This is a genomic window from Roseovarius sp. (assembly GCF_027019125.1).
Lineage (GTDB): Bacteria > Pseudomonadota > Alphaproteobacteria > Rhodobacterales > Rhodobacteraceae > Roseovarius.
On the sequence record NZ_JALUXE010000027.1, the window covers coordinates 92,475 to 112,269 of the forward strand.

At 63.3% G+C, this 19,795-nt stretch carries 17 protein-coding genes and 1 pseudogene; 8 read left to right on the forward strand and 10 right to left on the reverse strand.

The features are described 5' to 3' along the window. Positions 1–5: 5 nt before the first annotated feature. Together MVC20_RS08685 and MVC20_RS08690 are read left to right on the forward strand one after the other, a co-directional pair. The gene (locus MVC20_RS08685) at positions 6–2,114 is read left to right on the forward strand and encodes an NAD-dependent epimerase/dehydratase family protein (RefSeq protein ID WP_297540413.1); all 2,109 of its coding nucleotides are present in this window, start codon (positions 6–8) and stop codon (positions 2,112–2,114) included. Positions 2,115–2,281: 167 nt separating this feature from the next. After that, positions 2,282–3,292 (forward strand): CpsD/CapB family tyrosine-protein kinase, encoded by a 1,011-nt coding sequence (locus MVC20_RS08690; protein WP_297540415.1) that lies wholly within the window; start codon positions 2,282–2,284, stop codon positions 3,290–3,292. 22 nt (positions 3,293–3,314) lie between these two features. Here MVC20_RS08690 and MVC20_RS08695 read toward each other — a convergent pair whose 3' ends face one another. From MVC20_RS08695 to hutG, 6 genes are all read right to left on the reverse strand, one after another. Next, a complete protein-coding gene (locus MVC20_RS08695) occupies positions 3,315–4,235 on the reverse strand; it encodes a tyrosine recombinase XerC (RefSeq protein WP_297540418.1) in 921 nt (306 codons plus the stop codon). Continuing rightward, positions 4,232–4,939, reverse strand: a complete 708-nt coding sequence (locus MVC20_RS08700; protein WP_297540420.1) for a DUF484 family protein — start codon at positions 4,937–4,939, stop codon at positions 4,232–4,234. Before MVC20_RS08700 ends, MVC20_RS08695 begins: the two co-directional genes overlap by 4 nt. 75 nt (positions 4,940–5,014) lie before the next feature. Then, on the reverse strand, positions 5,015–5,686 hold the full coding sequence (locus MVC20_RS08705) for a class I SAM-dependent methyltransferase (RefSeq protein WP_297540422.1): 672 nt from the start codon (positions 5,684–5,686) through the stop codon (positions 5,015–5,017). Then, positions 5,686–7,716, reverse strand: a complete 2,031-nt coding sequence (locus MVC20_RS08710) for a TRAP transporter permease (RefSeq protein WP_297540424.1) — start codon at positions 7,714–7,716, stop codon at positions 5,686–5,688. Before MVC20_RS08710 ends, MVC20_RS08705 begins: the two co-directional genes overlap by 1 nt. Positions 7,717–7,799: 83 nt before the next feature. Continuing rightward, positions 7,800–8,813: a TAXI family TRAP transporter solute-binding subunit gene (locus MVC20_RS08715; RefSeq protein WP_297540426.1), complete on the reverse strand. Its 1,014-nt coding sequence runs from the start codon at positions 8,811–8,813 to the stop codon at positions 7,800–7,802. A gap of 116 nt (positions 8,814–8,929) precedes the next feature. Next, entirely contained in the window at positions 8,930–9,733 is an 804-nt protein-coding gene (hutG, locus tag MVC20_RS08720; RefSeq protein WP_297540428.1) for an N-formylglutamate deformylase, read from the reverse strand. Positions 9,734–9,809: 76 nt separating this feature from the next. Here hutG and MVC20_RS08725 point away from each other — a divergent pair, with 76 nt between their 5' ends. Together MVC20_RS08725 and MVC20_RS08730 are read left to right on the forward strand one after the other, a co-directional pair. Then, positions 9,810–11,177 carry a formimidoylglutamate deiminase gene (locus MVC20_RS08725; RefSeq protein ID WP_297540430.1) on the forward strand — a complete coding sequence of 456 codons (1,368 nt, stop codon included), beginning with the start codon at positions 9,810–9,812 and terminating at the stop codon, positions 11,175–11,177. Between the two features lie 116 nt (positions 11,178–11,293). Then, the gene (locus tag MVC20_RS08730) at positions 11,294–12,331 is read left to right on the forward strand and encodes a hypothetical protein (RefSeq protein ID WP_297540432.1); all 1,038 of its coding nucleotides are present in this window, start codon (positions 11,294–11,296) and stop codon (positions 12,329–12,331) included. Between the two features lie 30 nt (positions 12,332–12,361). Here MVC20_RS08730 and uraD read toward each other — a convergent pair. Further along, a pseudogene (gene uraD, locus MVC20_RS08735) lies at positions 12,362–12,865 on the reverse strand (2-oxo-4-hydroxy-4-carboxy-5-ureidoimidazoline decarboxylase); the annotation flags it as partial. 116 nt (positions 12,866–12,981) lie between these two features. On the opposite strand from uraD, the gene uraH reads away from it, so the two are divergent. From uraH to MVC20_RS08750, 3 genes are all read left to right on the forward strand, one after another. After that, entirely contained in the window at positions 12,982–13,326 is a 345-nt protein-coding gene (gene uraH, locus MVC20_RS08740; RefSeq protein WP_297540434.1) for a hydroxyisourate hydrolase, read from the forward strand. A gap of 53 nt (positions 13,327–13,379) precedes the next feature. Beyond that, positions 13,380–14,192, forward strand: a complete 813-nt coding sequence (locus tag MVC20_RS08745; protein WP_297540436.1) for a TIGR00282 family metallophosphoesterase — start codon at positions 13,380–13,382, stop codon at positions 14,190–14,192. A gap of 153 nt (positions 14,193–14,345) precedes the next feature. Continuing rightward, positions 14,346–16,118 (forward strand): SLC13 family permease, encoded by a 1,773-nt coding sequence (locus MVC20_RS08750; protein WP_297541424.1) that lies wholly within the window; start codon positions 14,346–14,348, stop codon positions 16,116–16,118. Between the two features lie 2 nt (positions 16,119–16,120). Here the strand turns inward: MVC20_RS08750 and bchJ are convergent, their stop codons facing one another. Next, entirely contained in the window at positions 16,121–16,717 is a 597-nt protein-coding gene (gene bchJ, locus MVC20_RS08755) for a bacteriochlorophyll 4-vinyl reductase (protein ID WP_297540438.1), read from the reverse strand. Further along, complete coding sequence (bchE, locus tag MVC20_RS08760; RefSeq protein WP_297540439.1) at positions 16,710–18,371, reverse strand: magnesium-protoporphyrin IX monomethyl ester anaerobic oxidative cyclase; 1,662 nt, start codon at positions 18,369–18,371, stop codon at positions 16,710–16,712. The genes bchJ and bchE overlap by 8 nt, the downstream gene beginning before the upstream one ends. Before the next feature lie 154 nt (positions 18,372–18,525). Here bchE and MVC20_RS08765 point away from each other — a divergent pair, with 154 nt between their 5' ends. Then, on the forward strand, positions 18,526–19,266 hold the full coding sequence (locus MVC20_RS08765) for a YebC/PmpR family DNA-binding transcriptional regulator (protein WP_297540441.1): 741 nt from the start codon (positions 18,526–18,528) through the stop codon (positions 19,264–19,266). Positions 19,267–19,362: 96 nt separating this feature from the next. On the opposite strand, the gene MVC20_RS08770 is transcribed toward MVC20_RS08765, so the two are convergent. Then, positions 19,363–19,725 (reverse strand): DUF305 domain-containing protein, encoded by a 363-nt coding sequence (locus tag MVC20_RS08770; protein WP_297540443.1) that lies wholly within the window; start codon positions 19,723–19,725, stop codon positions 19,363–19,365. Positions 19,726–19,795 lie beyond the last annotated feature (70 nt).

Genomic DNA, 19,795 nt, shown 5'->3' on the forward strand with positions numbered 1-19,795 from the left:
TTTTCATGGTGGATAAACGGATCAACGTGGGTCTCATCGGTGCGGGCTATATCGCGGGCTGGCACGCGGGGGCGTTAAAGCTGACGCCGGGCGCGCGTTTGTCGGCGGTTTGCGATCTGTCGGCCTCTGCCGCCGAAGCGTTAGCGGTGGCGCATGGAGCACAGGCGTTCTCCGCGCTCGACGATATGATCGCGAGCGGCACGATCGAGGCGGTGCATATCCTGACGCCCCCAAATAGCCACGCGGTTTTGGCGCGTAAATGTCTGGCGGCGGGGCTTCATGTATTGGTGGAAAAGCCGGTGGCTCTCTCGGGGGACGAAACCGCCGGAATTGCCAATGCAGCGCGGGCGGCAGATCGCCATTTTGCCGCCGGTCACAATTTCCTCGGGCTGCCCAGCTATCAACGGCTCAAGCAGCAGATGGCGCGCGGTGATTTGGGGCGCATTTCCAGTGCCGAGATCACATGGGCCTTGCCCCTTTCCCCCTTGCGTTCCGGTCCCTATGGCCTCTGGCTTTTGCGTGAGTCGCGGAATCTTTTGTTGGAGCTTGGACCGCATCTTTTTGCCTTTGCCCATGACCTCTTTGGTCCTGTCACAGTGACCGGGCTCTATCTGGGCAAGCCGGTGGCGCTGCCGGGTGCGGGGACGCGGCCGCAAAGCTGGCGGATCACCGCAGAGGCGGGCGGCGTCGATATCGCATTCAACATGCAATTGGTCGAAACGATCGATGACCGCTCTGTTACGCTGCGCGGGTCCTCGGGGTTGGCACGGCTGGATTATGCCGCCGATGTGCTGAGCGTCAGCCATGAGAACACCGCTGATCTGGTCCTCAACCCTTTTCTGCGCCAAATGGGCGGGGCATGGGGGCATCTGCGCGATGGCATCGGCAATGCCGTGCGGCAAATTGGATCGCTGAACAGAAAATCGCCCTATGCCCTAGGCTTTGCCGGGACATTCGAAGCGTTTTATGGTGCCATTCGCGACGGCAAGCCGCTGGATACGCGGTTTGACGGGGCGGCCGCAGAGGGGGTGATGCGTGCGATTGACGCGGCGATTGCCCTTATGCCCGATCAGGGCCGCGAGACCTGGACCCCGCCCAAGCCCCGGCGCAGGCCCAATCCCACCGCCCTTGTCATCGGAGGCACCGGGTTTCTGGGTCGTGACCTCACGCGCAGGCTCGTCGCGCGGGGACAGGATGTGCGCGTTCTTTCGCGGGGGGCGCATGGCCCGTTTGACGACCTGCCCGAGAGCGTCGATACCTGCGCAGTCAGCCTGCGTGACGAGGAAGGGCTACGCCATGCGATGCAGGGCATAGAGGTTGTCTACAACCTTGCCCGTGCTTTGGGCACGACATGGGAGGATTGTCTGGAAAACGATGTGGCCGTGTCCGACCGCATCGCGCGGGCAGCACAGGCGGCCGGGGTCAAGCGTTTTGTCTATACCGGCACGATTGCGTCTTATGACATGTCCAACCCGCAAACGGTGATCACTGAATCGACGCCCTTCGCGCAGGATATGACCGACCGCAATCTCTACGCCCGCTCCAAGGCGGAATGCGAGCGGCGGCTCTGGCAGATGGCGCGTGACCATGGCCTGCCGCTGACCATCGCGCGGCCCGGCATTGTGGTCGGGCAAGGAGGGCCGTTGCAGCATTGGGGCATCGGGCGATGGCACGGGGCGGGGGCGGTGCGTCTTTGGGGGACAGGGGACAACCCGCTGCCCTTCGTGCTGATCGGGGATGTCTCCGACGGGCTTATCCGCATGGGCGAGAGCGGGGCCGCGCCGGGCCAATCCTTTAACCTTGTGGGCGATGTGCCCCTGACGGCGCGCAGTTACTTCAACGCGATCCACATGCGGTTGGGTGCAGGCATCCGCGTGAGTTCCGGCAACCTGACGGCAATGTGGGCGGCGGATGCGGTCAAATCCGTGCTCAAGACCCATGCCCTGCGCCGCTCCGGCGTGATCCGCGCCTCGCTCCGGGACTGGCAGTCGCGGGCGCATTACGCTCAGTTCGACAATACCAAACCCAAGGCCTTGTTGGGCTGGACGCCGGTGTCGAACCGTGAGGAATTCCTGCAAGAGGCCGTGGATCGCGCCGGGTTGCTTGGCTTTTGAGATATGGGTCGGCGGCATACAATCCCTAAGTTTTGGTCGCATTGTTGCCGGAATTGCCGGGCATATCTGTGCCAACAGGCAGGAGACCTTGCAATGGCAGGACAGGCCACCCCCGGCAGATCCACAGGCACGCGCCCCGGCGCGGGGCTGTGTCATGGGGTGCTGTCATGACCCTAAAACGCCATGAAGAATACATGCGCCGCCGCGCTGCCCGCCGGGCCGAAATGGACGCCGAGGCGGACGATGAGGTGGCGCAGTTTGTCGATACGCCCGAGCCTGAAGCGCCTGCGCATGGCGAGATTGCGCAAGAGGAAACGGCGCTTGCCGCCTCTCCCGAATCGTTAGAACCTCCTGAGCCTGAGCCTGAGCCTGAGCCTGAGCCTGAGCCTGAGCCTGAGCCTGAGCCTGAGCCTGAGCCTGAGCCTGCGCCTGAGCCTGAGCCTGAGCCTGAGCCACTGCTCTGGCCTGCGCTGCGCCGGGTCGTGCTTGACCCCAAACATCTGGCCAAGCATCGCCTCATTTCCGCTACGCGCGAGGACCCCGCGCATGTGGCGTTCGATGTGCTGCGCACCAAGCTCTTGGCAGCGCTGCGCACCCATGGATGGCACCGCGTGGCGATCACGTCGCCCACGCCCGATTGCGGTAAATCCTTTGTTGCGGCCAATCTCGCGATCAGCCTGTCACGGCAATCGAGCGTGCGCTCCGTGCTGATGGATATGGACCTGCGCCGCCCGTCACTGGCGCATACCCTGGGTCAGCCCGACCCCGGTCGCATGGCCGGGTTTCTGAGCGGTGACATTCCGCTCCAGCGGTTCCTGACCTGCCCCGAGGAGAATGCGCTCAATATCGGTCAGACCTTGGCCCTGGGCCTCAACGACCGGGCAGAACCCTATGCCGCTGAAATCCTGCACGCGCCCGAGACGGGCGAGGTGTTGCAGGATCTCTACCGCCGCCTTGCCCCGGATGTGGTGATTTTCGATATGCCGCCCGCGCTATATTACGACGATGTCCTTGGGTTCCGTCCTCAATTCGACGGGGTGTTGATCGTGGTGGGCGGCGGGCGCACGACCGCGCAGCATATCCGCGACGTCAAGGCGCGGTTCGGCACGGATACGCCGCTGTTGGGTGTGGTGATGAACCGGGCCGAGGGCGAGAGTATCGCCAAATACGGATACTGACGCGGATCACCTGACGCGCGCGTCATCCGCCCCCTTGCGGATGGGCGCGGGCATAGACCTCCATCAAGCGGGCGGTATCGACGCCCGTATAGGCCTGCGTTGTCGAAAGCGAAGCATGACCCAGAAGCTCCTGAATGGCGCGCAGGTCGCCGCCTGCGTTCAAGAGATGCGTGGCAAAGCTGTGGCGCATGGCATGGGGCGTTGCCGTCGCGGGCAGGCCAAGCTGTGCGCGGGTCTTTTCCATCACCTTCTGGATCAGACGCGGACTGAGCGCACCGCCGCGTGCCCCCAGGAAAAGCGGACTGTTGCGGGATATGTCATAGGGGCAAAGACGGACATAGTGCGCCACCGCTGCGCGGGCCGGCTCGATCACCGGCACCAGCCGTTCCTTGCCACCCTTGCCGATGATGCGCAACGCCGGACCAAGCGGAAGATCGGCGCCAGTCAGGCTGAGCGCCTCGGAAATGCGCAGCCCGCACCCATAGAGCAGGGTGACGACCGCTTGATCCCGCGCAGCGATCCAGGGCGTGAGGCTCTGTGCGTCGAGCGTCTCGATCATCTCCGATGCCGCTTCGGGCGACAGGGGGCGGGGCAGCTTGCGCTGAAACTTGGGGGACCGGGTGGAGAGCACGGCAGTCGGCTCGAAGCCTTCGCGCTCGGACAGCCAGCGGTAGAAACTTTTGACCGCCGAGAGTTTGCGCGCAAGCGACCGGGGGCCGACATCGCCGCCTCGGGTATGGGCCATCCAGGCACGCATATCCGCGGTGGTGATGCGTGACAGCGCGCCCAGGCCCTGGGTCTCGCCGTAGTGCTGCGTGATGAAGCGGAGGAAATCACCGACATCGCGGGCGTAGGCGTCGATCGTGTTTGCGGCGGCCCCCTTGAGGGCCTTCTGCGTGGCCAGCCACGCCGACAGGGCGTCGCGGGCGGCCTCTGAAATCATGACAGCCAGCGGCGCATGGTGCGCTCGAAGACTCCTGCGAAAAAGGCCAAAAGATCAGTCCCCTGTTGCGGGCTGAACTGATGCGGGTCTTCGGCCCCCATGGCCAGCATGCCGGGCAGTCGATCCGAGCCGAAATCGAGCAAAAGACACGCCTCGGAGCGCAGATAGGGCGCTTCGCGGCCATAGACGCGCATGTCGCCTTCGTCGATCTGGCGCAGGGTAACTTGGCGGGCGGGCACATCGCGTGTGCCGGTGAGATAGGATTTGATGAAACCGGGCTCCGCGACCGAGAGCACGTCGCCCAGGCGGCGCACGGCCGGATCACTATCGTTCTGCACTGATTCAAGCACCAATCGCACGGCATCCACCCGCAGGATATGCGCCACCTCGCCCCCCAGATCCCGCAGGAAGGTCTCGAACTCGATGGGATCGAGCATGCGCAAAATCGCACGATGCACCTGATTGGTGCCTGCAAGGTTTTCATAGGCCGCCGCGATCACCGAGCGATGCGTGTCCTCGAGCCGGTCCAGACGCGCCTCGAGCCGGTCCATGGCGATGCCGCGCAGGTCCACGATATTGCCGCCCATGGCGCGCTCGTTGGCCGCGATCAGCGCGCGCATCAGGTCTTGATCTTCAAGGATCAGATCGGGTTGCGCGATGATATGTTCGCGCAGCGCATCGTTCATTTCAGGCTTGCTGCTCATTCCGACCTCTTTCGGGTTTGCGGCACCTTAGCAGATGCAAAAATATTATGCCGCAAGAAAATGCAGCCGTGTCGCTCAGCGAAGCGGCTGCGCGGTGTAGAGCACCTGACCGCGCGGTAGGCGCAGGGGGCTGCGCAGCGCCTGCCAGCCGGTTATCTGCGCCATGTGGTCCACATCCTCGGGAAGAATGTGATAAGGTGGGCGAATGTCGTGGGTGACAACCCCATCGGGCTGTCGATAGGCGGTGGTTGCCTCGGTAGCGTTTGGAGCGAGAAAGACGGTAAAGAAAAACGCCTCGAGGTGGTCGAAGCGGCGCAGGTTGGTCAGCGCGCGACGCAGATGCGCCATGGGCAGATGCGGAAAGACGGCAAAGGCGATCGCATGGGTGATGCAGTCCGGCACGCCGGTATAGTCGAACCGCGCATCCTCGATCAGGTGATCGGGGTTTAGGCGCGCAGGCTCTGACAGCTCAGCGGCATGACCTGCGAGCATGAGGGCCCGCGAGGCGTCGGTGGCCCAGTAATGCCCCGGCTCCAGATAGGCCACCGCCTTGCACCCCAGCCGCAATGAACCCGCGCCGATGTCCAGCAAGTGATGATGCGGCAAGAGTCCCGCCTCGCGCAGGAGGGCGATCTGAACCCGTCCGGTTTCTTCCCACCGCCCGCCCACGACGTCACGATGCCGTCCGGCGGCGATCGCCTCGGCGTGAAAGCCGTCCACCTCATAGGGGTTTTGCGGCGTTTTCATCAGCGTGAATCCGCACCGCGTCGCGCCTTCCGCCATTGCAAGAAGAGAATCGGCGACCAGAGCAAAAGGCCGATTGCCATCGTGGTCAGTCCAGGCGCGATGAAGAGAAGCGAGGTCAACCCCACCGCCCATCGCTCCCACCTGCGCATCGGGGCCAGAAGATAGCCGGAGAAGGCGGCACCCAGCCCGCCGATGCCCAGCATCGCGCCTGTGAGCGTGATGGTGAAGGCAGACCATGTGAACCCGTCCGTCACCAGCAGGAGGGACGGGGAATAGACAAAGACGAAGGGCACCAGCGCCTTGGCGATGCCGAGGCGAAAGGCGGTGTTCCCGGTGCGAAAGGGATTTGCCCCGGCGATGCCGGCTGCCGCATAGGCCGCAAGCGCCACTGGCGGCGTGATGTCGGCCAGAACGCCATAATAAAAGACGAAGAAATGCGCCACCAACGGCTCGACCTGCAACTGGGCAAGAGCAGGAGCTGCGACCGCGACAAGGATGATATAGGTCGCGGTCGTCGGAATACCTGCGCCCATGATGATGCAGGATACCGCAATCAGGCCGAGCGAGACAAAGAGCGCCCATTGTTGCAGGGCGAAATAACTCAGAAGCCACATTTCGCTGAGCATGCCACCCATGTCGGTCGCGGTCTGCACCACCACATAGCCCAGGCGAAAGCCCACCCCGGTCAGGGTGACAACGCCCACGACCACGCCCACCGTCGCAGCAGCGGCCCCCACTGCCAGCGTGTTGCGCGCACCGTCCGCCAAGGCCTGCCAGAGGTCGCCCAGAGTGAGACGATTCACCGGGTTGAGAAAACCGACGACGACACAAGCGATGATGCCGTAGACGGCGGCGAAATCGGGGGTCTTGCCGCTGAGGATGAGGTAGACGAGGATCACGAGCGGGATGATCGACAGCCAGTGCTGCCGCAAGACAAGCCCCGCGCGTGGCAGTTCATCCGCTCGGAGACCGCGCAGGCCCAGCTTGCGCGCCTCCAGATGCACCATGATGAAAATGCCGAAATAATGCAGCATGGCCGGGAAAAGCGCCGCCGCCAGAATGTCGCGCAGCGGGATTTCCAGATATTCCACCATGATGAAGGCCGCAGCACCCAAAATCGGCGGTGTGATCTGGCCGCCGGTCGAGGACGTTGCCTCGACCGCGCCGGCGAAATGCGGCGGATAACCGACCCGTTTCATCGCCGGGATGGTTAGCGCGCCGGTGGTCACGGTATTCGCGATGGACGAGCCCGAGATGGTCCCCATGAAGGCTGAGGAAAAGATCGCGACCTTGGCCGGGCCGCCTGCGTAGCGGCCCGCGATGACCATGGCGAGGTCGATGAAAAGCTGGCCAAGACCGATGCGGGTGGCCAATACGCCAAAGAGGATGAACAGAAACACATATTGCGCCATGACGCCGATGGCGATGCCGTAGATACCTTGGTTGGTCATGTAGAGATGATTGATCAGCCCGCCCCAACTGGCCCCGCCGTGCTTCAGGGCGCCGGGAGCGTAGGGGCCGAAAATGGCAAAAGCCACAAAAATGAGGGCAATGATCGGCAGCGTGGGACCGACCGAACGCCGCGTCGCTTCGAGTGTCAGCACAAAAAGCGCCGTGCCCATGAGGATGTCGAGTTCCGAAGGGTTGCCGACCCGGACCGAGAGTGCCGCAGGGGGCAGGAGCGGTAGATACATCGCGGCCGCCACCGCCATGATGGCAAAGACAAGGTCGAGAATAGGCACACCGGAGAGCCGAAACCAAGCCGGCGCGGGCAGGGAGGTGCTGGTGCTGCGCCGCCATGAAAAGAGCAGGAAGACGAGGCCCAGAACAAAGGAGAGGTGAATTCCTCGATGCAGCAGTTCGCGCACGAGGCCAAAGCCCGAGGCGTAGAAATGATAGGCCGACATGGCGACAAGGCAGATCGAGACCAGCACGGCAATACTGCGCCCGGTCGGACGAAAGGCCAGTTCGGGATCGTATTTCCGCTCGATCTCGTGCAGCTCTTCGGCGGTCAGTTCGGGATCGGCCATGGGGTTGTCCTGCGTGGAAATGATAAAAGCAAAACCCGGCCACCGGGGTGCGGCGGCCGGGATCAGATGTCAGGTGGAGCCGGTCACTTGATCAGCCCGGCCTCTTTGTAAAAGCGTTCGGCCCCCTCGTGCAGCGGCACGCCCACGCCACTCAGCGCCGTCTCGAGCGTGATCGTGGCACCCTTGGCATGGCCGACATCCAGCAGCTTGCGGGAGTTTTCGTTCCAGAGCGCTTTGGTGATCTCGTAGATCAGCTCGGCGTCCTCATCGGCTGAGGTGAACCACTGTGCGCCCACCGACACGGTTTCTGTGGCGCCAACCCCTTCGTAGACGCCTTCGGGGATCGCGCTTTGCGAGAAAAAGTTGTACTTCTCGGTCAGCGTTGCTGCGCCGTCGCCCGAGATGGGCACAAGCTTGATATCGGCGGCAGAGGCCAGTTCCACGAGGGAGCCTGCCGGATAGCCCGCGACAACAAAGAAGGCGTCGATCTTGCCATTGCGCAGCGCCTCTGAGGCGGCATCGCCCTTGAGCGCCTCGGCGGTCACGTCCTCAACAGAGAGGCCATTGGCCTCGAGGATGAGGCCTGCATCCACATAGGTGCCCGAGCCCGGCTCATCGAGCGAGACGCGCCTGCCCGCCAGATCCTTGACGCTTTCGATGCCGCTGTCGGCCAGAGCGACAAGGTGGATGTGTTCGTCAAAGAGTGCCGCGATGGTGCGCAATTTCTCGGCAGGGGGTTGGCCCGCCATCGTGCCTGTGCCGGTATAGGCCCAATAGGCCACGTCAGATTGCGCAAAGCCCGAGTTGCGCAGGCCCGACATAATTGCGTTGACGTTGTCGACCGATCCGCGAGACGACACGGCAGAAGCGATGAGGCCTGCGACGCCACAGCTTCCGCCCTCTTCGCACGGACGCGAGCCGGGCGGGTTGGAAATGGCGTTGGCGATCACCCCGCCCACCGGATAATAGGTATAGGCGGTGCCACCGGTCCCGATGGTAAAGAACTTGAGGTCCTGTGCGAGCGCGCCCGTGGCCATTCCGACCACCAGCGCCGCCCCGACGATGAGGCCGCGAGCACCCCTGACAAGCTGTTGCATCTGTTTCTCCCTGATTAGGCAAGGGTGCAGTCTTTCGAATGCCCCGTTTTTTGTCCGGCATCCCTGTGGGATACCCCCGCAGAGGCTATGCAAACCGCTCTGTCATGGCAAGACCGTTACCGGCAGAGATCAAGCGCCGCGATGGCGCGCAGCATCGGGCCGAGCACGGCGCGCAGCCGTGTGGCGCGGTCGGGAATATAGGCCCAAGGGGGTGTTTCCTGCATGTAGGTGGCTTGTGCCAGTTCCATCTGGATGGCGTGCAAGCCCTCTTGCGGGCGGCCATAGTGCCGGGTGGTCCAGCCGCCGCGAAACCGCCCGTTGGTGACGGTGCTATAGCCGCTTGCCGCGCGGCAATGGCGCTCTGTCAGGGCTGCGAGCGCCGGGGCGCAGGTAGTGCCGTCGTTTGTGCCGATGTTGAAATCCGGCAGCCGCCCGTCAAAGAGAAACGGGATTTCCGAGCGGATCGAGTGGCAATCATAGAGGATGGCAAAGCCGTGGCGGGCGCGTACCCGATCCAGTTCGGCGCTGAGTGCGGCGTGATAGGGGGCGTGATAGCGCGCAAGACGTTCTGTCGTGTCGGTCTCTGTCGGGGGTGTTGCCCAGAGAGGCACGCCGTCGAAATCCGTGAGAGGCACCAGCGTGGTGGTGTTTTGACCAGGATAGAGGCTAGCCCCCGAGGGATCGCGATTGGCGTCGATGACATAGCGATGAAACCGGGCCGCAACCACGCTCGCCCCCGGCACAAGACCATCGTAGAGCCGGTCGATATGCCAGTCGGTATCGCTGAGCCCGCGCCCGGTGTCGTTGAGCCGTGCGGCAATTTCGGGCGGCAGGTCGGTGCCTGCGTGCGGCATGGCCAGCACAAGGGGGCTCTCGCCCGACTGGACCGAGACAACGCTGTCGGCGGCGGCATCCTGCACTTGCGTCTTTCCTTTCAAACCGGGGCGTGGCAATAATATGCTTATACATAATAATCGAGTCAAGGCGATGAGAGCGATGCAAGGGACACTCTGGGCGCGGCAGGCACTCTTGCCGGGGGGATGGGCAAACGACGTGCGCGTGACGCTCGATGCGGCGGGGCGCATCGCCGCGGTGACGCCCGATACCGCCCCGCAGGGGCAGCAGGTCGACACGCTCTTGCCTGCGCCGGTCAACCTCCATTCCCACGCCTTTCAACGCGCCATGGCCGGGATGACCGAGGCGCGCGGCCCTGATCCACGCGACACGTTCTGGACATGGCGGCGGCTGATGTTCCGGTTTCTCGACTATCTGACGCCGGACCACGCGCGCGCCATCGCCGCCATGGTGCAGATGGAAATGCTCGAGGCCGGGTATGCCGCGGTTGCAGAGTTCCACTATTTGCATCACCAGCCCGACGGTACACCCTATGACGATCTCGCGGAAATGGCGCAGGGGCATTGCGCGGCGGCGGACGAAACCGGCATCGGTCTCACGCTCTTGCCGGTGCTCTATCGTTACGGCGGGCTTGACCGGCGCGCATTGGTGCCGGGGCAGCGGCGGTTTGGCAATGACCCGGATCGCTTTGCCGCGCTCTTTGATGCCTCTGCCAAGGTGATCGGAGCACTGCGCGCGGACAGCGCGATCGGGGTCGCGCCCCACTCCCTGCGCGCGGTGCAGCCCGAGGATCTGGCGTTTTGCGCGGATTTGGCAGGGAACCGGGTGATCCATATGCACCTGGCCGAGCAAGAGGAAGAGGTGATCGCGGTCGAGGCCGCGCTTGGCGCACGGCCCGTGACATGGCTCTTGGACAATGCGCCGGTGTCCGAGCGGTGGTGCCTGATCCATTGCACACAGATGACCCAGCAGGAAACGACGGCACTGGCGCAGAGCGGGGCTGTTGCGGGCCTCTGCCCGATCACCGAGGCCAGCCTGGGCGACGGGATTTTTGACGGGGCGCAGTATCTCGCGCAAGGCGGACGTTTCGGCGTGGGCAGTGATTCAAACATCCGCATTTCCCTGGTCCAGGAATTGCGCGGGTTTGAATATTCGCAACGCTTGCGGGACCGCGGGCGCGCCGTTCTGGCCTCGCCCACACGCTCGACGGGCCGGGTTCTCTGGGACGGGGCCGTAATCGGCGGCGCGCAGGCAGCAGGGCGTGCGAGCGGGGCGATTGCGCCGGGTTTATGGGCCGATCTGGTGGCCCTCGATGGCCAGCAGCCAGATCTGGCGGGGCGCATGGGCGACATGACCTTGGATACGTTGATCTTCGCCGGAGATCATCGCGCCATCTGCGATGTCTGGTCAGCGGGGCGGCATGTGGTCCGGGAGGGGGCGCATGTCAACCGTGCGGCGATTGTCGCGCGATTTGCAGCGGTTCAGCGGCAGTTGCTGGCGCTGATGTAGGCAATCAACCCGACTGGCGCGCAGGATACGGTGTCTTGACATCGCACTCTTGCGATTGCCCGCCTTGGCCCCGGCGTGCTAGCGTGCCGGAAATAAAGGCAGGCAGCCCCCGGGACATGAAAAAGACGGCACTGACCAGATATCAGCGGCTTGAGGCGGCAGGCCTTTGGCGGGCCAATCCGGACGCGCAGCGGGTGGATGTAATCGTCTCGGTTGGCGAGGCTACGCTGACCATCACCGATATGCGCGAGCGGGTGCAGGCCCATTGGTCGATCGCTGCGGTGGCGCGGGCCAATCCGGGGCAGTACCCCGCCATATATCACCCCGATGGCGATCCCGGCGAGACGCTGGAACTGGCAGAGGACGAGGCCGAGATGATCGCGGCCATCGAGACGCTGCGCGGCGCTGTCGCGCGGCAACGGCCCAAACCGGGACGGCTGAGGTTGGTTGGCATGCTGGCGAGTGTGGCGGCGGTCGCGGCACTGGTGCTCTTTTGGCTGCCGGGGGCGGCGCGGAAACACGCGCTGGAGGTGGTTCCCATGGTCAAGCGCGCCGAGATCGGTGGCGCGCTGCTGGGGCATCTGCAACGGGTGACAGGGCCGGTCTGCGACGGGCCGGGCGGTGCCACGGCTCTCGCGCAATTGGCGCGTCGCCTGCCGTTGCGTTCGGGCGGCACGCCAAGGTTTCTGGTGGTGCGCGGTGGTATCGAAGGGGCCTTGCGTCTGCCCGGTGGGGCCGTGTTGATCAATACCGATCTGGTCGAGGATCACGACGAGCCCGATGTCGTGGCAGGGCATATCATCGCGGCCTATCTGCGCGCAGAGGCGCATGACCCTCTGTCCAAGCTCCTGGAAGAGGGCGGGTTGTCGGCGACGCTGCGACTATTGGCAACCGGGCTCTTGCCCGATGACGTGTTGCGCGCGCATGCCGAGAGCCTGATGCGCGATCCGCCCGAGGCAGTGGCGCCCGAGACAATGTTGGCGGGGTTCGCCCACTGGCAGGTGCGCGCGCGGCCCTATGCCTATGCCGTCGATATCACCGGCGAAACCACTGTGGCATTGATCGAGGCCGATCCCTATGCCGACAAAGCCCCGCCGCCGCCCTTGCTGAGCGATGCCGACTGGCTGCGCCTCCAAGAGATTTGCGGCGGCTGATCCACAAGGTCACAATGAATGCTGTCCGGCTCAGGACAGCATGTCTTGCAGGCGCAACAGCGCGATACGCTCGACCTGTCGGCAGGCTTCATCCAGTTCCGTCAAGGTGTGGTTGTTCAGGCGGCGGGTGAACGCTGCCTTGATCCCCGCCTTGTCGTGATCCCGCACCGCGATGATAAAGGGAAAGCCATGGCGCGCGGTATAGGCGGCGTTGAGGCGCTCGAACGCCGCGCGCTCGGCATCGGTCAGCGCGTCAAGCCCGGCGCTTGCCTGCTCATGGGTCGAGTCGAGCGTCAGCCGCCGCGCCTGTGCCAGTTTGCCCGCAAGGTCGGGATGGGCGCGCAGCACCGTCAACCGCTCTGCATCTGACGCAGCGCGAAAGACACGGCAGAAGGCATCATGCAGGCCGGTGGCGCTGTCATGGGCGGGGGCTATGCCGAGATCGAAGGCGCGCTCTGCCACCCATGGTGAATGTTCGAACACCCCACCAAAGCGGGCGACGAACGGGTCACGATCCATTTGCGAGGGGCGGTCTTGGGCCACGGGCCGTTCCTTGGTCAATGGGGTTGTTGCATTTCTGGGGTTGATCTTGGTGCAGTTCCGTAAGGAGATACAGAAAACACCCGTCATGTCACGCAAGGAGCCCCGAAATGTCAGGCTATTTGACCACGCATGTGCTGGATACCGCGCGCGGCTGTCCGGCGGCGGGGCTTTTGATCCGCCTGAGCCGGATTACGGAGACAGGACCCCTGTCGTTGCGTGAGATGCGTACCAATGCGGACGGGCGCACCGATGGCCCAATTCTGCCCGAGGCAGAGTTTGCACCTGGCCACTACGAGTTGTTGTTCTACGCGGGCGATTACCTGCGCGGGGCGGGACAAGAGGCCGGCTTTCTCGACCTCATTCCGATCCGCTTCACCCTGGCGGAGAGAATGCATTACCACGTGCCGCTCTTGCTTTCGCCATATGGCTACACAACCTATCGCGGCAGCTGAGGGGCTGCATTGGGCCTTGCCCTTGGCGTGACAGGGGCCTAACACCGATACCCATGAAAATACTCTTTCTTGGCGATGTGATGGGGCGCGCAGGGCGTGCGGCGGTGGCGGAACGGCTTCCCAAACTGCGTGAGGCGTGGAAGCTCGATTTTGTCGTGGTCAATGGCGAAAATGCCTCGGGTGGGATGGGTCTTACGGCGGCGCATGCCAAGGGCCTGTTCGAGGCGGGGGCGGATTGCGTGACCTTGGGCGATCATGCCTTTGACCAGAAGGATATGATGCAGGCGGTCGAACGTGAAAGCCGCCTGATCCGCCCGCTCAACTATGCCAAGGCCGCGCCGGGGCGCGGGAACCGGGTGTTTACCGACCGGCGCGGGCGCAAGGTTCTTGTGGCGCAGGTGTTGGGCAATGTGTTCATGCGTCGCGCCTATGATGATCCGTTTTCGGCGATTGATGCGGTGTTGCGTGTGCATCCCTTGGGTGGCGCGGTGCAGGCAACGGTGGTCGATGTGCATTGCGAGGCGACGTCAGAGAAAATGGCGATGGGGCATTTCTGTGACGGGCGCGCGAGCCTTGTGGTGGGCACCCACACCCATATACCCACGGCGGATGCCCAGATTTTGCCCGGTGGCACGGCGTTCCAGGGGGATGCCGGCATGTGTGGCGATTACCTCAGTGTGATCGGCATGGACAAGGCCGAGCCGATGCGCCGCTTCGTCACCGGCATGACCAAGGATCGGTTTACCCCTGCCATAGGCGCGGTTACGGTTTCGGGTGTCTATATCGAGACCGACGATGCCACGGGTCGCGCCACGCGGATCGAAATGGTGCGTCAGGGCGGGCGGCTGGAACAGTCAGGGCCCTGAGGCACCTAAAGGTGGCACAAACCCCGCGACAGCCGGTTGGCGCGGCGCATCCTTTCCCTTCTTTGCGGGAGTGGGGCACATGGTGCTTGCTGCTCCTTGACGGATCGGGGAAACTGGCGCGGGGCCATGAAAGGGTGTGCTTACGTGATTGAGATGCTCGGGGTATCCCAGACTGGTCAGGCGCTGCTGACCCTTCTGGTCGTGGCGGCGATGTTCGTACTTTTCGTGCGTGAAATCTATCCGACCGAGGTGGTCGCGATTGCGGGTGTGGCGGTGTTGCTTGGGCTTGGCGTGCTGCCCTATGGCGCCGCGCTGGAAGTCTTTTCCAACCCGGCGCCCTGGACCATCGCCGCGATGTTCATCGTGATGGGGGCCTTGGTCCGCACTGGTGCGCTTGACGCCTTTACAACGCTGGCCGACCAGCAGGCCAAGCATAATCCGCGCGTTGCGATTGCGATGCTGCTCCTTTCGGTTGTGATCGGGTCTGCCTTCATGAACAATACGCCGGTGGTCGTCGTGATGATCCCCGTGTTCGTGCAACTGGCGCGGACGCTCAAGATTCCTGCCTCCAAACTGCTGATTCCGCTGAGTTATGCGGCGATCCTTGGGGGCACCACGACGCTGATCGGCACATCTACCAATCTCTTGGTTGATGGCGTGGCGCGTTCGGCGGGCATGGCGCCATTCACGATCTTTGAGGTGACGCCGCTTGGTATCATCTTGGTGATCTGGGGGGCGCTCTACCTGCGATTTTTCGGCCCGTTCTTGTTGCCCGCGCGTGACAGCATGGCGGACCTCTTGTCGGACCGCTCCAAGATGAAATTTTTTACCGAGGCGGTCATTCCACCCGAGAGCAACCTGATTGGTCGCGACGTGACCGGCGTGCAGCTCTTCAAGCGGGAAGGGGTGCGGTTGATCGATGTGATCCGGGGCGATCAATCGCTGCGGCGCAATCTGGCGGATGTCACCTTGCAGGTTGGCGACCGGGTGGTTCTGCGGACGCAGATGACCGAGTTGCTCAGCCTGCAACGCAACAAGAGCCTCAAGCGGGTCGATCAGGTCTCGGCGGTCGAGACGACAACGGTCGAGGTGCTGATCACGCCGGGCTGCAAGATGGTAGGCCGGTCGTTGGGCGCGCTGCGATTGCGGCGGCGCTACGGTGTCTATCCGTTGGCCGTGCATCGTCGCAACCAGAACATCGGGCGGCAACTGGACGAGCTGGTGGTGCGGGTGGGTGACACTCTGCTGCTGGAGGGGGCCCCCGAAGATATTCAGCGCCTCTCGCGCGAGATGGAGATGGTCGATGTCTCTCACCCCTCGGCACGGGCCTTTCGCCGTGGGCATGCGCCGCTGGCGGTCATGGCGCTTGCCGGGATCGTGGTGCTTGCAGCGCTCGGCGTGGCCCCCATTCTGGCGCTTGCGGTAATCGCGGTAGCGATGGTGCTCCTGGCGCGCTGCATTGATGCAGACGAGGCATTTTCCTTTGTCGACGGACAGTTGCTGGCGCTGATCTTTGCCATGCTGGCGATCGGTGCTGCCTTGCAGACCTCGGGCGCGGTCGAGTTGATGGTGGGCGGGATTGCGCCTGCCCTGTCGGTTTTGCCGGGGTTCGTGGTGGTCTGGGCGATCTACCTCATAACCTCGCTCCTGACAGAACTTATCAGCAACAACGCCGTTGCCGTGGTGGTCACGCCGATTGCCATCGGCTTGGCGGATGCCATGGGCATCGACGCGCGACCGCTGGTGGTGGCGGTGATGGTGTCAGCAAGCGCGAGCTTTGCCACGCCCATCGGCTATCAGACCAACACGCTCGTGTATGGCCCCGGCGGGTACAAGTTCACCGATTTTCTGCGGGTAGGTATTCCGCTTAACCTGAGCATCGGTCTGTTGGCGAGCGCTCTGATCCCGCTGCTCTGGCCGCTCTGAGACTAGTTCCGCCAGTCGATTTCGAACCGGCAGGCCGCGGCCCCGGCGGCGCAGCACGCCCTCTCGATTGCATGCGCGCGCGGGTGGACGAGCCGGGAAAAGAGGCGCTCGAACACCGCGGCGTGCCAATGACAGAGGGGCGCCGGAGCAAGCTCGCCGCGAATGATCGGATTGTCGGACAGGATAAAGATCACGGGAGGGCCGGATTTGGCAGTCAAAGCGCCCGTGCCGCAGAATGTCCAACCATGAGCCAGGATGGCACGTGTCAGGATCGGCGCTGCGACCCGCGCGGGCAGGGCACGCAGCAGGGTTTGTGCCGCGTGTGGAATGCGATGCGCGAGGATATAATCGCCTGTGCCCTGACCCGCGGCGACAAAGATTTCACGCGCATTTTCAGAATGTTGCCTGCGCAGCGCGCTGTGCAGCGCCGTGACGCGCGCCTCGTCGATCATCGTGCTCGGATCGGGCAGAGGATCAAACCCCAGGGGCGCAAAGAGCGTGCGGCGCGTCGGCTCGCCGGTCACACGGTCCATCGCCGGGGCCAGTTGCAGCACCGCGTTGGGGCCAACGCGGGCGGCTATGCGGCTGCCGTCAGGCATCCATCTGCTGCGTGCTGCCGCCACAGGCGCGGACTTTGGCCCCATTGGGCATCTTGAAGCCTGCGTTGCGGTCGTTGGCGCGGTCCTTCATCTGGGCGCGCACGGCCTCGCGGCGTTCCGCCGCGCGGGCGGCACGGTCGGCGCTGGCCTCCCAATCCTCCATCTGTGCCTCTGCGATGGTGCGGGTTGCGTCGAAATCGAAATGAACGCTGTTTTTTGTTTGTGGCCCCCAATATCCGGCCTTGCCCAGATCATAGAAGGTGCGGCTGACGCCCGCCTTGAGAAATGCCTTGAGACAGCCCAAGAGGTAACGCCGCCGATAGCCGGTGCCGCGCCACGGATAGTGAAACAGCGCCTTGCGCATGTAGAAACGGCGGTAGTTTTTCATCACCCCGTCAAGCAGTTCTCCGCGCGTCATGCTGGCAGGCTTCATGATCGGCGTGACAAAGTTATACTTCGAGAAATCATAGACTTCGACTTGATCTCGGAGCTCTTGAAAGAGTGGCGTGAAGGGCCAGGGCGTATACATCGACCAATTGGCGAGGTCCGGCTGCCAGTCCCAGGCCATCTGAAAGGTTTCTTCCAGTGTTTCGGGGGTCTCGTTGTCGAGACCGACGATGAACTGTGCCTCGGTGAAGATATCCGCCTCGCGCAGAAGCTGGATCGCCTCCTTGTTCTGGGCGACGGTGGTTTCCTTGTTGAACTGATCGAGCTTGAGTTGGGCCGCTGCCTCGGTGCCGAGACTGACATGCACGAGGCCCGCCTTGCGATAGAATTTCAGCAGGTCGCGGTCGCGGTAGATGTCGGTGACGCGGGTGTTGATGCCCCATTGCACGCGGCGCGGCAGGTCGCGGGCGATCAGTTCCTCGCAAAACTGCACGAATTTCTTTTTGTTTATAGTGGGTTCCTCGTCCGCGAGGATGAAGAAGCCGACGCCGTGGTCGTTGACGAGGGTTTCGATTTCATCCACCACCTTCTTGGGATCGCGCACGCGGTAGTCGCGCCAGAATTTCCACTGGCTACAGAAAGAGCAGGTGAACGGGCAGCCGCGCGCCATGTTGGGGATGGCCACGCGCTTGCCCAAGGGGACGTAGATGTATTTCTCCCATTCCAGGAGCGACCAGTCGGGGTTGATGGCGTCGAGGTCCTTGACGGTCGATGCTGCGGGCGTGGCGGTGATGGTTTCCCCGTCGATATAGGCCAAGCCTTTGATGGATTTACGCTTTTCGAGCCATTCACCGGTGTCGGCGGCGCGGATCAGGTTGAGGAATATTTCCTCGCCTTCGCCGCGCACGATGACATCGACCCAGGGTGCCTCGGACAGGACCTGCTTGTACATGAAGGTTGCATGCACGCCGCCCAGAACCCGCAGCGCGCCGGGCACCACCTCTTGCGCGCGTTTGAGGATAGTCTCCGCAACATAGATCGAGGGGGTGATGGCGGTGACGCCCACAACATCTGGGTTGAGATCGCGCAGGCGGTCGCGCAGGGCGTCATCATCGAGATTGTTGGTCATGGCGTCGATAAAGGTGACATCGGTATAGCCCGCATCGCGCAGGTGGCCCGCCAGATAGGCCACCCAAGCCGGTGGCCAGCTTCCGGCGATTTCGGCCCCGCCAGAGTGATAATTGGGATGGATCAAGACGATGCGCATGGCGGGACTCCCTGTGTATCGGTTTAGATTACATTTTAAAGTGTCCAAAAAACTTGACATAAATCAAACGACAGCGGGGCCGGGCGGGGCGTTGCCCTAGGTGCGGCAAGCGTATAAAAGGCGGCAGATTCCCGGATATGCAGGAGAAGGCACCATGGCCGGCCATTCCAAATGGGCAAACATTCAACACCGCAAAGGGCGCCAAGATGCCGTGCGGGCGAAACTTTTTTCCAAGTTTTCCAAAGAGATAACGGTCGCGGCCAAGATGGGCGACCCTGATCCGGACAAGAACCCGCGCCTGCGTCTGGCCATCAAGGAAGCCAAGGCGCAATCCATGCCCAAGGACAATATCGAACGCGCCATCAAGAAAGCGATGGGGGGCGATGCGGAGGATTATGAAGAAATCCGCTATGAAGGGTACGGTCCCAACGGGGTTGCGATCATCGTCGAGGCGATGACCGACAACCGCAATCGCACCGCATCGAACGTGCGTTCGACCTTTACCAAGAACGGCGGCAATCTGGGCGAGACCGGCAGCGTCGGTTTCATGTTTGAGCGCAAGGGCGAGGTTACCTATCCGGCGAGCGTGGGCGATGCGGACACGGTGCTGATGGCCGCGCTGGAAGCCGGGGCAGAGGATGTGGAGTCCGGGGACGAGGGCCACACCATCTGGTGTGCCGACACGGATTTGAGTGAGGTTGCGACGGCGCTGGAGGCGGCCTTGGGCGAGAGCACATCGACCAAGCTGGTGTGGAAGCCCACCACGACGACCGAGATGGACCTTGAGAGCATGCAGAAGCTGATGAAGCTGATCGAGGCGCTCGAGGATGATGACGACGTGCAGCGCGTCACCACCAATTTCGAGGCCTCGGACGCGGTGATGGAACAGCTCTGATCCGCAGCGACCTTATGTAAGGTTGGCACGCGCTGTACGCGGATTTCGTACGCCCTGCGCCAGACGGGATAAGGGGGGCTTTGACAGCCCCCCATTTCAATAGCCCAGGTCCTTGAGGCGTGCGCGCATCCAGGTGATTTCCGCCTCTTGCGCGGCGATCACGGCCTCGGCCAATTTGCGGACCTCCGGGTCCTTGCCATGCTCCAGCACGATCCGCGCCATGGCGACCGCGCCCTCGTGATGCGGGATCATGCCGCGCAGGAAATCTATGTCCGCGTCGCCGGTATAGTCCATGTCCATCCCGCCATGCATTTCGGACGCCGCCTCCATATAGGCGCGAGTCGAGGCGGGCAGGTCGTGGGACATGTGGGCGGAATGACCGCTATGGTCATGGTTCTCGGCGAGGGCGGGCGAGAGGGTGAGGGCCAGAAGCGTGGCGGTCAGGGGGGCAAGGCGCATGGGGGTATCCTCGGTTGTTGTCGCAATAGGGAAATAGGAGCTTCCCCCTGCTGGAAGGCAAGGGGGGATG

What these genes read in the sequence shown, in the direction of transcription:
- MVC20_RS08685 (WP_297540413.1), top strand. Translation starts at nt 6, where the DNA reads ATGGTGGATAAACGGATCAACGTGGGTCTCATCGGTGCGGGCTATATC.
- MVC20_RS08690 (WP_297540415.1), top strand. Translation starts at nt 2,282, where the DNA reads ATGACCCTAAAACGCCATGAAGAATACATGCGCCGCCGCGCTGCCCGC.
- MVC20_RS08695 (WP_297540418.1), bottom strand. Translation starts at nt 4,235, where the DNA reads ATGATTTCAGAGGCCGCCCGCGACGCCCTGTCGGCGTGGCTGGCCACG.
- MVC20_RS08700 (WP_297540420.1), bottom strand. Translation starts at nt 4,939, where the DNA reads ATGAGCAGCAAGCCTGAAATGAACGATGCGCTGCGCGAACATATCATC.
- MVC20_RS08705 (WP_297540422.1), bottom strand. Translation starts at nt 5,686, where the DNA reads ATGAAAACGCCGCAAAACCCCTATGAGGTGGACGGCTTTCACGCCGAG.
- MVC20_RS08710 (WP_297540424.1), bottom strand. Translation starts at nt 7,716, where the DNA reads ATGGCCGATCCCGAACTGACCGCCGAAGAGCTGCACGAGATCGAGCGG.
- MVC20_RS08715 (WP_297540426.1), bottom strand. Translation starts at nt 8,813, where the DNA reads ATGCAACAGCTTGTCAGGGGTGCTCGCGGCCTCATCGTCGGGGCGGCG.
- MVC20_RS08725 (WP_297540430.1), top strand. Translation starts at nt 9,810, where the DNA reads ATGCAAGGGACACTCTGGGCGCGGCAGGCACTCTTGCCGGGGGGATGG.
- MVC20_RS08730 (WP_297540432.1), top strand. Translation starts at nt 11,294, where the DNA reads ATGAAAAAGACGGCACTGACCAGATATCAGCGGCTTGAGGCGGCAGGC.
- uraH (WP_297540434.1), top strand. Translation starts at nt 12,982, where the DNA reads ATGTCAGGCTATTTGACCACGCATGTGCTGGATACCGCGCGCGGCTGT.
- MVC20_RS08745 (WP_297540436.1), top strand. Translation starts at nt 13,380, where the DNA reads ATGAAAATACTCTTTCTTGGCGATGTGATGGGGCGCGCAGGGCGTGCG.
- MVC20_RS08750 (WP_297541424.1), top strand. Translation starts at nt 14,346, where the DNA reads ATGCTCGGGGTATCCCAGACTGGTCAGGCGCTGCTGACCCTTCTGGTC.
- bchJ (WP_297540438.1), bottom strand. Translation starts at nt 16,717, where the DNA reads ATGCCTGACGGCAGCCGCATAGCCGCCCGCGTTGGCCCCAACGCGGTG.
- bchE (WP_297540439.1), bottom strand. Translation starts at nt 18,371, where the DNA reads ATGCGCATCGTCTTGATCCATCCCAATTATCACTCTGGCGGGGCCGAA.
- MVC20_RS08765 (WP_297540441.1), top strand. Translation starts at nt 18,526, where the DNA reads ATGGCCGGCCATTCCAAATGGGCAAACATTCAACACCGCAAAGGGCGC.
- MVC20_RS08770 (WP_297540443.1), bottom strand. Translation starts at nt 19,725, where the DNA reads ATGCGCCTTGCCCCCCTGACCGCCACGCTTCTGGCCCTCACCCTCTCG.